Origin of the sequence: Phocaeicola barnesiae DSM 18169 = JCM 13652 (assembly GCF_000374585.1) — a bacterium.
GTDB classification, from domain to species: Bacteria; Bacteroidota; Bacteroidia; order Bacteroidales; family Bacteroidaceae; genus Phocaeicola; species Phocaeicola barnesiae.
This window is the reverse complement of sequence record NZ_KB894651.1, coordinates 103,236-118,828: the sequence shown is the minus strand read 5'-3', so window position 1 is coordinate 118,828 and position 15,593 is coordinate 103,236. Positions and strand designations below refer to the sequence as shown.

The window sequence follows — 15,593 nt, the reverse complement described above, 5'->3', positions numbered from 1 at the left end:
TTCTATCAGTCTTTTTGTTTCATGGTCTGACTGGTTGAAGCCAGGCCATGAAACGGATTTGAGATACATTACTTTGGATATTATTAACCTTAACTAATTGAGTATGAGAGAAACATGTAAGAAAAGCAACACAGGTATGCGTTTATGCTGTGTTGTATGGTTATTGTTTGTTTTGGCGGTTACCGGTTTACAGGCCGCAACACTTCAGGCAAAAAAGGTAACAGGTGAAGTTACTTCTGCTACTGATGGTTCTCTGTTGATTGGTGTTAGTGTACAAGTACAAGGATCTTCTATGGGAACCATTACGGATTTGGACGGTAAGTATTCTTTGGATGTCAATGCGGGAGAAACACTGGTCTTCTCATACATTGGCTTCAAGACTCAGTCTGTCAAAGTCGGTACTTCCTCTACAATTAATGTCGTATTGGAGGAAGATAATGAGGTACTTGATGAGGTAGTAGTTGTCGGTTATGGAGTACAGAAGAAAAAACTGGTGACAGGAGCTACCGTTCAGGTGAAAGGTGAGAATATCGCTAAGTTGAATACAACGAATCCTTTACAGGCCATGCAAGGACAGACCCCTGGTGTGAATATCGCTTCTATTTCAGGGCAACCTGGCTCTGAACTGAAAGTCAGTATTCGTGGACTTGGAACCGTCGGTAATGCAGAACCTCTATATTTGATTGATGGAGTGCGTGGCGATATCTCTAACTTGAATCCTGCCGATATTGAAAGTATTGATATCCTGAAAGATGCAGCTTCTGCCGCAATCTATGGTGCTCAGGCTGCTAACGGTGTTGTATTGGTAACGACCAAGAGCGGTAAAGAGGGAAAGGCCGAAGTTTCTTTCGATGCATATTATGGTGTCCAGAATGTCGTAAAGAAGGCCGAGCTGCTGAATACAGAGCAATACATGATGATTATGGATGAACAACGCCTCAACAGCGGTAACTCAACTCCATATGATTGGAGTAGCTATAAATCAATCTATGATGCCAATGGAAATCTGTATGATACTGACTGGCTGGGAGCGATGTTTAAGGATAATGCTAAATTACAGAGCTATACGTTAGGTGTGTCAGGAGGATCATCTACTTCCAAGTATTCTATTTCGATGGGATATATGTCTCAGGAAGGTATCATCGGCGGTGAAGATGTGTCCAACTATTCCCGCTATAATTTCCGTGTAAATTCAGAGCATAATCTGTTTAAGGACTTGCTGAAGGTCGGTGAACAGGTGAGCTTCGTTTACAGAAGAAATACAGGTATCGGAGTAGGAGGCCAGTATAACAATACCTTGCGTGGTGCTTACAGTGCTGCTCCTTTTGTTCCGATTTACAGTGACAACAATATTTACGATTCACCTTATAATGATACATCTAATTCTGACTGGAACCCGGAAGACGGTAACCCATACGGTTCTATGATGACCGCAACCAACAATGAAAATAAGAATGCTTTCTTTGCTGGAAACGTATATGCAGAGTTACAACCGATTAAGAATTTGAAAATCAGAACAGTATTTGGTGCCAATTACTATACAAACGAATATCGTAGTTTCTCACCGCTGTATCAGTTCGGTTCACAAAGTCGTAATACACGTACCAGTGTGACTCAGAATATGCGGCATACACTGGAACTGACCTGGACAAATACGGCTACTTATGACTGGAATATAGAGGACCATGCTTTCAACGCTTTGATTGGTATGGAGTCCTATCAGTATGGCGGTACTTATTTAAGCGGTTCCAACGGTGGTTTAAGAGAAGGTTTTGACAATTGGGACCATGCTTTCATTACAAATGCTACCGGTTCTTCTACAGCTGAAGGTATGAGCGTTAGCGGTTATCCGTTGGACGAAACACGTACAGTATCTTATTTTGCCCGTTTGGGTTGGAACTGGAAAGAAACTTATATGTTGAATGCTACGGTGCGCACGGACGGTTCTTCCCGTTTTGCACGTGGACACCGTTACGGATTCTTCCCTTCCATATCTGCCGGTTGGATTCTGACGAATGAAAAGTTTATGAAAAATACGAGCAGTTGGCTGGATTACTTGAAACTGCGTGTCAGCTGGGGACAGGTAGGTAATCAGAATATTGACAATTATCAGTATCTGGCTCCTATCAAGATGACAAATGTGCATTATTTTTATGGTATTTCAGGAAACAGTACTGCGGTAGAAGCCAGCGCTTTGGGTACTAACTGGGGAGCTTATCCTAGTCGTTTGTCGAATGAAGCACTTACCTGGGAAACTTCAGAACAGACTAATATCGGATTTGATGCCCGCTTTTTTGCTAGCCGTTTGGGCATAAACTTCGATTTTTATATCAAAAGTACAAAAGACTGGTTGCTCCAGGCTCCTATTCTGAATACAACCGGTACCGGTGCTCCTTACATCAATGGAGGAGATGTGAAGAATACAGGTGTAGAACTTGCCTTGACCTGGAATGATAATATCGGTAAAGACTTTTCATACAACATCAGTCTGAATGGAGCGTTCAATAAGAATAAGGTGGGCAAAATCCCGACCGAAGACGGTATCATTCATGGTAGTAGTAACGAATTGTATAACAATGCTGCTGAGTTTTACCGTGCCGAGAATGGAGAACCTATCGGTTATTTCTGGGGATATCAGACTGCTGGAATATTCCAGAATGAAAGAGAAATCGAAGAATGGCGTGCTGCGGGTAATGGCATTCTTCAGGCTGACCCTCAACCCGGTGATGTACGTTATGTAGATGTCGATCACAATGGAGTTATTAATGATGACGATAAGGTGAATCTGGGTAATGGTATCCCTGATTTTACCCTTGGTTTCAATATCGGTTTTGAATACAAAGGATTTGATCTGTCGTTGGTTGCCAATGGCGCTTTCGGACATCAGATTGTCCAGTCTTATCGTAACCACACTCGTCCTCAATCTAATTATACAGTGGAAATTCTGGAAAGATGGCATGGTGAAGGAACCAGCAACAGGATACCTCGTGTAACTGATTCTAACATTAACTGGGAATTCTCTGATTTGTATATACACAATGGCAATTATTTGCGTCTCAGTACTTTGACCTTGGGATATGATTTCTCTAAACTGTTCCGTTTCAAAGCGTTCAAACAGGCTCGCTTGTATTTCCAGGTTCAGAATTTGCTGACTATTACCAAATATAACGGTATGGACCCGGAAGTCGGTTATGGTGCCGATTCGAATGCATGGGTATCAGGTGTGGACCTCGGATATTATCCACGTCCACGTACTGTGCTGGTAGGTGTTAATCTTAAATTCTAATTTGTAAAAGTAAAAGAGGTATGAAAAAGATAAATTTCAATATAGTAGGGGCAAGTTTTTTATGCTTAGGCCTGGGAATGACATCTTGCACTCAAAGTTTCTTGGATGTAGAATCCAAGACAGAATCTACTACCGGTAATTTCTATAAGACGGAAAAGGATGCTTATCGGGCTTTGTTGGGCTGTTACGACGGTTTCAGATTGGCAACCTGTAATTCACCGGTTAATTTCCTGGTCATGTCGGAGATTATGGGTTATGAATGTTTTGGAGGATCAGGGGCTGCTGACGGTAACGGCATGCGGCTGATAGACCGTTTCGACTTGTCACAGAACCCATCTTCGACCGGTAGCAGTTGGGCTGGTTATTATTCAGGTATTTACCGTTGTAATGAATTGATAACCCGTGAAGAAGGAATACAGTGGAACGAGTCGGACAGCAAGCGTAATTTATACATGGGTGAATGTCGTGCCATCCGTGCCATCCGTGCTATCCTGTATTTCGATATTGTGCGGCAGTTCGGAAATATACCTTTGGTGGTAGAGCCTACTAATGAAAATGTTCCTCAGGCAGACCCGGCCGATGTGTATGCATTGATATTTAGTGATTTGAAATATGCGATTGAAAATATTCCGGCCGATGCCTATCCTAAGAGTCAGGCATCTACCAACGATGGGCATATTACTAAATATGCGGCTGAAGCCATACTGGCACGTGCCTATCTGTATTATACCGGTTATTATGGTACTGAGCCTGCCGATGTGACTAAGGCAGAGGCCTTGGCTGCTGTAGAAGATATCATTGCTTCCGGCGAGTTCGAACTGGTACCGGAATACAGACGTCTATGGCCGGCTGCCTGTGCAGGGAAGGCTGAAGTAGGCGATGTGGAAACCCTTTACGGTGATTATATAGGCGATGGAAATAGTGAGACCGTTCTGGCTGTAAAGTGTACAGCTACGGGAGACTATGCAGGTAACAACGATGGAAATACCTGGCAAGTAAATATTGCGATGCGTACGACCACTGGAATTGCTCCCTATATGTACGGATGGGGGTATGCTCCGGTAAATCCGCTGTTCGTTGAGGAATATGAAGAAGGGGATACCCGTCGTGAGGCTTCAATCATTGATGCGAAGGGAGAAGGACTGGAAGACAATCCGAATTTTGGCGTATGTATCAGCGGATCGCAGGAATATACAGGTTATTATATCAAGAAATATGCTCCGCTTGCCTTCACTAACGGCCAGAGCGCGGCCAAAGAAGACGGTACAGGAAATCTTATGATTAGCAATCATCAGGATTATGTACTGGTACGATATGCTGATGTCTTGCTGATGGCTGCCGAACTGGGAAGCCCTAATGCTCAGACTTATTTCGATAAAGTTCGTGAACGTGCTTTCAAAGGTAAAGACGGAAGTTTGTCCCCGTTGTATGTTGCCAAAGCTGCCACAAAGGAGAATATCATGGAGGAACGTCGTTTTGAGTTCGCTTTTGAAGGAATCAATTATTGGGACTTGCTACGTCAAGGTATTGAATATGCAGCCAATAAACTGGCGGTTCAGAATGTTCCGGTCTTGACGGCAGGTGCCCCTGCGGAAATAACAATTAATGCTCAAGATATTATTGATAAAAAAGGCCTTTCCATGATTTCTGAAACACAGATAACGCTTTCCAATGGTGTATTGAAACAGAATCCAGGTTGGGATTAAGGCGCTGTCAGGTACTTGTTCCTGAATGGTTTGAAAGGATTTCTTGTGTTGCTTTTACCTGATTGGCCTGGAGTGATAATAGCCTGTTCCGTCAAGGCTGACAGGTAAAGGCGACCTGGACTCTGGATAATAAATCGTATTTTTGACTTCTCTGATTCATGGGGTAAGTGAGATTGGATGAAGTAAAGATATATGATTATGGAGTATATCAACGGAATTGGGGCGACTGGCTCCTGTTGATGTGGTTTACAAATTTAATTCAAGTCAGCATGAAGATAAAATCATTTTTCTTGGTATCGTGCGTAATGGTATGTTTATCCTCTTATGCACAAGATGCCTATAAGTTTCAGAATATGAAACTTCCGGATGAGAAGCGCATTGATCTTCTACTCAAGGAACTTACGCTTGATGAGAAGATAACCCTGTTGGGAAGTGATTTGGCTGTTCCCCGTTTAGGAATTCTCCCCTGCAGACATCATGAGGGTTTGCATGGCTTGGCCTTGGGGGGACCGGCAGCTTGGGGAGGACGTGAGAAGGGAGAAAACGGACGTATGATTCCTAAGGATTGTCCGACTACCATTTTCCCTCAATCTTATGGACTCGGTTCTACTTGGGACGTTGATTTGGTGAAGAAAGTAGGGGAGCAGGCTTCAATCGAGGCACGTTATTATATGCAGCGTCCCGAAAACAAGCGGACAGCATTGGTTATGCGTGCTCCAAACGCCAATCTGGCACGCGATCCACGGTGGGGACGTACGGAAGAAAGTTTTGGTGAGGACCCGTTTCTGACTGCTCGTCTGACCGTGGCCAACATTGAAGGTTTACAGGGAGATAATCCGCGCTACTGGCGTACTGCTGCTTTGATGAAACACTTCTTGGCTAACAGCAATGAAGATAGACGAGACAGTACTTCAAGTGATTTCGATATGCGCTTGTTCTATGAATATTATGCGTATCCTTTTTATAAAGGTATTACGGAAGCCGGTAGCAGGGCATTTATGGCAGCGTATAATGGATGGAATGGCATCGCGATGTGTATTCATCCTTGCCTGGAGGAGATTACCCGTAAGAAATGGGGGAACAACGGTATCATTTGTACCGATGGTGGCGCATTGAAGCTGCTGGTAAACTCTCATCACGCTTTTCCGACCTTGGCAGAAGGGGCTGCAGCGGTGGTGAAGGCTACTACAGGACAATTCTTGGATGAGTATCTTCCATATATTAAGGAGGCTTTAGAAAAAGGTTATTTGACTGAGGCCGATATTGATAAGGCTATCCGAGGTAATTTGTATGTCGCATTGAAACTGGGCTTGTTGGATGGAAAAGATTCCAAGGACCCTTATCGTACGATTGGAACGGACCCGAATGAAATACCTCCATATCAACAGGAAGATGCCCGCCAATTGGCACGTGAGGTTACTGCCAAATCGGTCGTTCTTCTAAAGAACAGTCAAGGTTTGTTGCCGCTTGATGCTTCGAAACTGAAAAAGATTGCAGTCATTGGACCATACGCCGGTAAAATTGTACAGGATTGGTACAGTGGAACTCCTGAATACGAGACTACCATATTGAAAGGTATACGTGAGGCCGTAAATAAGGATACTGAAGTTATTTATGCGCCCAATAACGGGATTGACCAGGCTGTAAAAGCTGCGGCTGCGGCTGATGTTGCTTTGGTATGTGTGGGTAACCATCCATTCGGTACGCGTCCGGACTGGTTCTTTTGTCCGGTTCCGAGCGATGGGCGTGAAGCAGTAGACAGAAAGTCATTGATGTTGCCCGATGAAGATTTGGTAAAGCAGGTTTTTAAGGTGAATCCAAATACGGTATTGGTATTGGTTAGTAGTTTCCCGTACACCATCAATTGGAGTCAGGAACATCTTCCTGCCATTGTACATATAACTCACTGCAGCCAGGAACAGGGTAATGGCTTGGCCGATGTTCTTTTTGGTAAGGTAAATCCTGCCGGACGGACAGTACAGACCTGGGTGAAAGATATTACTGATTTGCCTGATATGATGGATTATAATATTAGGAACGGACGTACATACATGTATTATAAAGGTGATGTACTTTATCCGTTTGGATATGGTTTGAGCTATACTACCTTTGATTATCAGAAGATAGAATCCATCCAACAAGATGATGAGCATGTTACAGTGAAAGTCCTGGTGAAAAATACAGGTTCACGCGACGGCGAAGAGGTCGTGCAGCTTTATGCCAGTTACCCGGATTCTAAGGTTGAACGACCGATGAAGCAGTTACGTGCTTTTACTCGTGTCCCGATTACTGCCGGCGAAGTGAAAGAAGTTGTTCTCACGATTCCTAAGATTGATTTCGGATACTGGAATGAAGCACAAGATAAATTTGTTGTTGAACCTGGTAAGGTTAGGTTATTGGTAGGCGCTTCTTCCGCAGACATTCGTCTGGAAGGAGAAGTACAATTGACTGGTGATAAATGATTGCCGTAAAGAATTGTATGGAAATTTGGTCTTCGGACTGGATTTCTATACAATTCCTGTATTAAAAGAAAGTAGAAGGTTATGAAATACAAAAAAATATTGGTTTGGACACTGGGGGCTTTTTTATGCTTTCCGTTGAAGGCACAATGGCGAATGGCTCCTACACCTAACGATACGCTTCAATCTGTTCGGATTGAAAAGGATGGTAGTGTGGTGCTAAGTATCTATGCGCCTCAGGCGCAGAATGTTCGTATAGGCGGTGATATTGTTCCATGGGGAAAAGAGTTGAAAGTCGTGAAATCGGACGCCGGCGTTTGGTCTATAAAGGTACCGGAAGTGAAAGCCGGTGTTTACCGTTATCATTTTTTAGTTGATGGGATAAAGGTGTTTGATCCCAAATCTCCAGAGGCAAGTGAAACATCGGCGTTGATGAGTGTAAAATCTGATGGGAATGATTTCTTTGCAATGAAGCAGGTACCTCATGGCGCGATTGCCCAACGCTATTACTATTCCAAATCTTTGAAGACTACTCGTCGTTTACATGTATGGACCCCGGCTGGATATGAAAAAGGTTCGGATAATCTGCCTGTTTTGTATCTGATTCATGGTGGGGGTGATACAGATAATTCCTGGCCCACTGTAGGATGTGCTGGCAATATATTGGACAATTTATTGGCTGAAGGTAAAATCAAGCCGATGATTGTAGTAATGCCGAACGGGACTATTCCGTCGGAAAATTTGATGGACGAGGTCCCTTTGTTTGCTGAAGATTTGATGAATGATATTATTCCTTTTATTGAGGCGAATTATCGGGTGCTGACAGATAAAGATCATCGTGCATTAGCCGGTTTGTCTATGGGAGGAATGGAGACATTGGAAGCAGGATTGAATCATTATCATCAGTTCGGTTACCTGTGGGTCTTGAGCTCAGGCTGGTTTGAAGACGATACGGAAATGTATGCGGAACGAGGTGCATATCTGAAGAAAATTGCAGCTGATTTCAATAAGACGGTCCGTGTATTACATTTTACTCAGGGAGGTCCGGAGGATATTGCTTATAAGAATTGTAAAGCTATGCTGAAGCTGTTTGATGCGGCGGGCATTAAGTATCAATATTCGGAAGCTCCGGGCGGACATACGTGGCATACCTGGCGTAATGATTTATACAATTTGGCGCAAAAGCTATTTAAAGATTAAATGAACAGTACAGTTATGACAACTTGTGAATGATGTTTGCCATAACTGTATTTTTTGAATGGCAGGTTCTACATTTCAGTGAATGAGCCGGCCGTTTGAACATCTGTGTTAGTTTTTTGCACAAATCGGATAATCTATGCCGGCCGTTTCCGCTAATTTTACGCTATCGGAATCGGATGGTTCCGCCACTGCTTTCCCTGTCAAGGGACGTAGAGGTAAACTGGACAGGAACCGGTTTGCTTTCCGAGGCAGTGGGGTGATAAAATTTATATGAATTACATAAATCTGTTACGAAAATGAAAAGCATTACTAGAATGGTAGGCATTGGTATTGCAGCCTTATGCATGGCTGTCCCTGCCGCACAGGCACAGGTGAAACTGAATGCCGGTAACATTGATGAAGTGATCGGTCAGATGACTTTGGAAGAAAAGGTACGCATGGTAATCGGCTGTGGAATGTCTATGGGCGATGGAGTCAAGTTTCCGGGTACAGCGGGACGTACCTACGATATTCCTCGTCTAGGAATCCCTTCAGTTTATTTGGCTGACGGGCCGCATCGCTTGGCCATGAGTGTAAAACGTGATTTTGACAGCCGGTTTTATTATGCTACAGAGTTCCCTTCAGGTACAACAGTAGCCGCGACCTTCGACCCTAATGCCGCATTTCAGGTAGGAGCTGCACTGGGAGAAGAAGTGAAGGATTATGGTATGGATGTCCTGTTGGCTCCAGGGGCAAACTTGATGCGTAATGCGTTGTGTGGACGTAATCATGAATATTATTCAGAAGACCCGGTAGTTACGGGAAAAATAGCGGCAGGTTACATTAACGGTGTTCAAAGTCAAGGGACAGGGACTTGCTTGAAGCATTTTGCTGTAAATAATCAGGAAACGAACCGTAACAACAACGATTCAAGAGTAGCACAACGTCCGTTGCGTGAGCTTTATCTGAAAGGTTTTGAAATCGCTGTTAAAGAATCACAACCGTGGAGCATTATGACTTCATATAATAAGGTGAATGGTAAATATACCTGTGAGGATATTGATTTGACTCAGAACATCCTGCGTGATGAATGGGGTTTCAAGGGAGTTGTAATGTCCGACTGGAATGCCGGTAAGGATGCTGTAACTTCCATGAAAGCAGGAAATGACATGTTGCAGCCGGGGCAGGATCGTCAGTATAAGGCTATCCTGGAAGCTGTACAGAACGGTACGTTGGATGAGGCTGTTCTGGACCGGAATGTAAAACGTGTTTTGGAACTGGTGGTGAAGTGTCATACATTCGCCGATTATGAATATGCCAATGAAACCGATTTGAAGGCTCATGCACAAGTTGACCGTACCATAGGAGCAGAAGGTATTGTCCTGTTGGATAACCGTGATGTTTTACCGCTGGCATCCGGTATTAAGAATGTAGCTTTGTATGGAACTACTTCCTATGATATGGTACCTGCCGGAATGGGCTTCGGCAGCACAGGAGTAGGTTATTATACTGTTTCGCTGGTAGAAGGTATGCGTAATGCCGGCTATACTGTAGATGCTGATTTGATTAAGCAGTATAAAAAGCATCTGGCCGATGAACAGAAACGTCTTTACCCGAATGGCAGACCTCCGTTCTCGTTGACCCCTCTTAAGCGTGCAGAAGAATTTGTTCCTACAGCAGAGGAATTGGCGGCTCAGGTGAAGAACAACGATGTGGCTATCCTTACTTTTGGACGTACTAGTGGTGAGGCTTCGGATAGACGTGTAGAGGAATTCTACATGAAGGAGAATGAAACAGCCCTCATCAAGCAGGTGGCTGAGGCTTATCATGCTGCAGGCAAGAAGGTCGTGGTTGTCCTGAATATCTGTAGCCCGGTTGAGACCGCTTCATGGAAAAACCAGGTAGATGCAGTCTTATGTGCTTTCCAGCCTGGTCAGGAAGTCGGCAATTGTGTTGCTGATGTGTTGACTGGTAAGGTAAATCCTTCAGGACACTTACCTATGACTTTTGCTGTGAAGTATGGTGATGCGCCGTCTGACGCTAACTTCCCGTATGATTACGAGTTCAAGATGCCTTCCTTCGCTATGGGCAGTGGCATGAATTTCAAATCGAAAGAGAAGGAAGAAAAACCGAAGGAACCGGAACGTAATGTCGATTTTACTGATTATGAAGAAGGCATTTATGTAGGGTATCGTTATTTCGATACTTTCGGTAAGGAAGTCTCTTATCCGTTTGGACATGGCTTGTCATATACAACATTTGGTTTTGAAGTAGTATCATCGGATATGGATGCCGAAGATTGCGAAATGAAGGTGGCTGTGACCAATACAGGTAAATGTGCGGGTAAAGAGTCTGTACAACTTTATGTAAAGGCTCCGGAAGGTGGTCTCGAGAAACCTGCCAAGGAACTGAAGGCTTTTGCAAAGACCAAGTTGTTACAGCCGGGCGAAACGGAAGTTGTAACATTGTCCTGGAAACTGATGGATATGGCTTCGTTTAATGAGAAGAACAGTTCTTGGGAATTGGCTAAAGGTACATATCAGTGGATGGCTGCCACTTCTTCGGCTGATGTCCGGTGTACGGTAGAACAGAAAGTGACCAAGTCTCAGAAAGTAAAAGTACACGATGCCATGAGACCTCTTTATAAGATTGCTGAAAATGATATGGTAAAACGATGAAGAAGCGTTTGTTTCATACTGCCATCTGTGCTTTCCTTTGGGGAGCACTGATGGCTTCGTGCACTCGAAATCTTGTACTTGAAGTGGATGGCGGACAGATTGAAGGAGTGATAGATGAAGAAGGAGTGATGGTTTATAAAGGTATTCCTTATGCAGCTCCTCCAGTTGGTGATTTACGCTGGAAGCAACCACAACCGGTACAACCATGGGAAGGAGTGAAGAAATGTGATCGTTTCGGCGCCGCTTCATTGCAGGGGGGACAGACCGAAGGTTCTTTTTATTGGAAAGAATTCTATCAGGACGGTAATCCGGAAATGAGTGAAGACTGTCTATATCTGAATGTATGGACACCGGCTGCCGGCAAGAAGGATAGCAGACTTCCGGTGATGGTGTGGATTCACGGTGGTGCTTTCCAGAATGGCTTCGGACATGAAATTGAGTTTGATGGTGATGCGTATGCAAAAAAAGGGGTTATTTTGGTCACATTGAACTACCGGTTAGGCATGTGCGGTTTCTTGGCTCATCCGTTATTGACAGCCGAAAATGCCGGGAAAGGTTCCGGTAATTACGGATTGTTCGATCAGTTGGCTGCTTTGAAGTGGGTGAAACGTAACATCGCTGCTTTTGGAGGCGATCCGGATAATGTGACACTTTTCGGACAAAGTGCAGGGGCCGGAAGTGTACAGGCTTTAATCTCTTCCCCGATGGCAAAAGGTTATATACAACGTGCCATCATACAGAGTGGAGGTGGATTAGGAGGTATTATTTCTACAGACTCTCTGCAAAATGCTGAAGAAAAGGGAAAGGCTATGTGGAGCATGTCAGGCTGTACAACTTTGGAACAAATGCGCAACTGCCCGGCTGCCCGGTTCCAGGAAATAATGATGAATTATATGAAACAGCAGAAAACCTTCAGTGGATTACCTTATGGTCCTTGTGTGGATGGACAGCTGTTGGAGCAATCGGTCTATGAGGTGGCACAACAGAACAAGGAACTGGATATCCCTTATATGATAGGGTATACCTCGGAAGATATCGCACCGGACAGAATGAAGCAAGCTGCTGTTGATTGGAGTCTTTTGCTTGAACGTCAAGGACGCATGCCGGCTTATGTCTATTGCTTCAGCCGTGATTTACCGGGTGAGGATATGCCTGACCCCAAGGGCGGTTTTGGAGCTATGAAAGGTGCGTTCCATTCCAGTGAGTTGTGGTATATGTTTGGTACATTAGATAAATGCTGGAGACCTATGGAGGCTGCTGATTATGAACTTAGCGACCGCATGGTTTCTTACTGGACAAATTTTGCCAAGACGGGTAATCCCAATGGAGATGATTTGCCGGAATGGAAACCTTGTACGCAGGCAAATACCTATATACAGGATTTGAATGTAAAATAATTGAGATAACTATTTAATGATAGAGAAATTATGAAGAAATTATTGAGTATTTTAGCTTGTGCCTTATGGGCTAGTATGGCCTGGGCTCAGCAGGCTTTGTTCGGTGGAAACCAGATCGTATCTCCAGAGGTAAACGCCGACGGTACTGTAACCTTCCGGCTTTATGCTCCGAAGGCTGTGAAAGTAGAAGTCACAGGTGATTTTTTGCCTCAGGTGAAAGTTCCTACTCCTATGGGTGAAATGGAGCAGCCAGGTGTGGCTCCGTTGAAGGAGGAAAAAGGTGGCGTTTGGACTTATACTACAACTCCACTTGCTCCAGAATTGTATTCTTACACGTTTAAGGTGGATGGAATGACTTATCTGGATCCTTCAAACGTATACATGTGTCGGGATATTGCGACTTATACCAATATTTTTATAGTAGAAAAAGAGAAAGGGGATACCGGTGACCTGTATAGTGTAAACGATGTTCCTCATGGTAATGTTTCGAAAGTCTGGTACGATAGTCCTACGTTGAAAATGAAGCGTCGTATGACTGTTTATACTCCAGCCGGCTATGATAAGGGAGGACATTATCCGGTGCTTTATTTGTTACACGGTGCCGGTGGCGATGAGGATGCCTGGACTACTTTGGGACGTGCTGCTCAAATTATGGATAACCTTATCGCAGAAGGTAAGGCTAAACCGATGATTGTCGTCATGACAAATGGAAATCCGAACTGTGAGGCTGCTCCTGGCGAATGGTCAAAAGGAATGTATAAACCTTCGTTCATGGGGCACATGGAATCCAAACCGGTTGCTTCCATGGAAGAAAGTTTCCCGGATGTAGTGAAATATGTCGAAAAGAATTATCGAGTATTGAAAGGTAAGAAGAATCGTGCTATCTGTGGCCTTTCCATGGGTGGCGGACATTCTTTCTCCATTTCTAAACTTTATCCTGATATGTTCGATTATGTCGGATTGTTTTCGGCTGCTATCTTTATGAATGGAGGTAACGATTCGAAAAAATCAGCCTTGGAACAGATGAATGCTGATCCGGAATTCAATCGGCAGATGGCTGCTTTATTTGGTGCTCACCCCAAATTGTACTGGATAGCAATCGGAAAGACTGATTTCTTGTATAAATCAAATGCTGATTATCGGAAATATCTGGACGAAAAGGGATATCCTTATGAATATCTGGAGACGGAAGGAGGACATATCTGGCGTAATTGGCGTGTATATCTGACGTTGTTTGCCCAAAAGATTTTCCAGTGAAAAGTGTCTGGGGCCTTCATCGTTTTATCCTGATTTGATGGCCTTGGAAGATACGTTTTCTTTCTTTGTGAAATTTTACATTAGGTTTATTTGCGGAGAGACTGCTTGGGTATCGGATTGATATTCTGAAAGCAGTCTCTTTTTATGTTCAGGGCAGAAGACATTGGTTATCCTGTGCGTCTCTTTTCTTTACAGATATGTTTCGGATTATCAGTTTCACGCTTTCACGTAAATTTAACTGCTTGTTATATAGGTTTTTGGGGTGAAAGACGATGTTTCACTGTGAAAGCACATTTCTAGCAATGTTCGTTCATTTTCACCAGTCGGGGTGACTGGATTCGAACCAGCGACCACACGCCCCCCAGACGCGTACTCTAACCGGGCTGAGCTACACCCCGAATTGCGAGTGCAAAGGTAACGCTTTATTTTGAATATCCAAATGAATTTTCAGGAATTGTTACGTTACGTGTCTTACTTTCTGTAAAGGCATACTCGTTGGAAAGAGTGAAAGTATGCTTTTACAGAATGAAGGCCAGCCGGTTATCCCATCGTTTCGCTATAGAAGTCCAGCAGTTCGTAAATTTCCTCCTGGCTGGCCGTCTGATTGATGCGGATATCTCCTATTTCTCCCAAGAGAGTAAAATTGATGCTTCCTGCAGCCGCATTTTTCTTGTCATGCTTCATATATTCATACAGGCATTCGTAATCGTTGCAGGTAAAGGGGAATTTCCCGTAATTTTCCTTGATGAAATAAAGTGTCTGGTGCATCTTGTCTTTGGGAAAACCTGTCTTCAGAGCCGACAGATACAGTTCGCATACGATTCCCCAGGCTACAGCGTAACCGTGCAGTACCGGATGTTCCCGTTTCAAGGCAAAGCTTTCGAAAGCATGGCCGATAGTATGTCCCAGATTCAGGGCTTTCCGGATACCTTTTTCGAACGGGTCTTGTGCTACGATGTCTTCTTTTACATGTACCGAGCGTCCTACCAGTTGTTGCAGACGCGCATAATCAATGTTGGTAAGGTCGAAGTTCAGCAGTTCAGCCCAATGAGTGGTATTGCTGATGAGTCCGTGTTTCAGCATCTCTGCATAGCCGGACAGGATATTTGCGTGATCGAGTGTCCGCAGAAATTCACAGTCTATCAGTACCTGATCGGCCGGAGCGAAAGCACCGATTTCATTTTTCAGCCCGTTGAAGTTGATTCCGGTTTTTCCTCCTACGGCAGCATCTACCATGGAGAGTAAGGTCGTAGGAATGTTGATGTATGAGATGCCCCGTTTGAAGGTTGCAGCCGCAAAACCACCCAAATCGGTAACCATACCGCCTCCCAGATTAATCAGTAGAGAATGCCGGGTAGCGCCTCGGGTACTCAACTGAGTCCAGACATAGGCCAGTGTTTCCAGGTTCTTGTGGATGTCTTCTACGCCGATACAGAGCAGTTCGGCTCCCTGTATGCAGGGGAAAGAGGCTATGAGGGGATAACACATTTTGCGCGTGTGTTCGTCGGTGAGGACGAAAAGTTTGTCGAACGAGTGGGAGGTGACAGCTTTCTCCAGATCCTGCCGCAGGTCCGTACAGATAATGACTTCTTGTTTGCTCATAAGATGAATGCATGTTTTATTGCGCAAAA

The 15,593-nt window shown here is 44.2% G+C and carries 8 protein-coding genes and 1 tRNA gene; 7 read left to right on the top strand and 2 right to left on the bottom strand.

Annotated features, from left to right (window positions below):
* Positions 1-103 precede the first annotated feature (103 nt).
* The 7 genes from C510_RS0110335 (at position 104) to C510_RS0110305 (ending at position 13,962) form a co-directional block, all read left to right on the top strand.
* On the top strand, positions 104-3,286 hold the full coding sequence (locus tag C510_RS0110335) for a SusC/RagA family TonB-linked outer membrane protein (protein ID WP_025892405.1): 3,183 nt from the start codon (positions 104-106) through the stop codon (positions 3,284-3,286).
* Between the two features lie 20 nt (positions 3,287-3,306).
* Positions 3,307-4,992, top strand: coding sequence for a RagB/SusD family nutrient uptake outer membrane protein (locus C510_RS0110330; RefSeq protein ID WP_025892406.1), 1,686 nt, complete (start codon positions 3,307-3,309; stop codon positions 4,990-4,992).
* A 269-nt stretch (positions 4,993-5,261) separates the two neighbouring features.
* Positions 5,262-7,454 carry a glycoside hydrolase family 3 C-terminal domain-containing protein gene (locus tag C510_RS0110325; protein ID WP_025892407.1) on the top strand — a complete coding sequence of 731 codons (2,193 nt, stop codon included), beginning with the start codon at positions 5,262-5,264 and terminating at the stop codon, positions 7,452-7,454.
* 81 nt (positions 7,455-7,535) lie between these two features.
* Entirely contained in the window at positions 7,536-8,651 is a 1,116-nt protein-coding gene (locus tag C510_RS0110320; RefSeq protein ID WP_018711263.1) for an alpha/beta hydrolase-fold protein, read from the top strand.
* A 314-nt stretch (positions 8,652-8,965) separates the two neighbouring features.
* A complete protein-coding gene (locus C510_RS0110315; protein ID WP_018711262.1) occupies positions 8,966-11,308 on the top strand; it encodes a glycoside hydrolase family 3 C-terminal domain-containing protein in 2,343 nt (780 codons plus the stop codon).
* Complete coding sequence (locus C510_RS0110310) at positions 11,305-12,705, top strand: carboxylesterase/lipase family protein (protein WP_018711261.1); 1,401 nt, start codon at positions 11,305-11,307, stop codon at positions 12,703-12,705. The genes C510_RS0110315 and C510_RS0110310 overlap by 4 nt, the downstream gene beginning before the upstream one ends.
* A gap of 30 nt (positions 12,706-12,735) precedes the next feature.
* Entirely contained in the window at positions 12,736-13,962 is a 1,227-nt protein-coding gene (locus tag C510_RS0110305; RefSeq protein WP_025892408.1) for an esterase, read from the top strand.
* 323 nt (positions 13,963-14,285) lie between these two features.
* Here the strand turns inward: C510_RS0110305 and C510_RS0110300 are convergent.
* Positions 14,286-14,360: transfer RNA gene (locus C510_RS0110300), tRNA-Pro, on the bottom strand.
* 142 nt (positions 14,361-14,502) lie between these two features.
* Entirely contained in the window at positions 14,503-15,564 is a 1,062-nt protein-coding gene (gene aroB / locus C510_RS0110295; protein WP_018711259.1) for a 3-dehydroquinate synthase, read from the bottom strand.
* Positions 15,565-15,593: the final 29 nt, after the last annotated feature.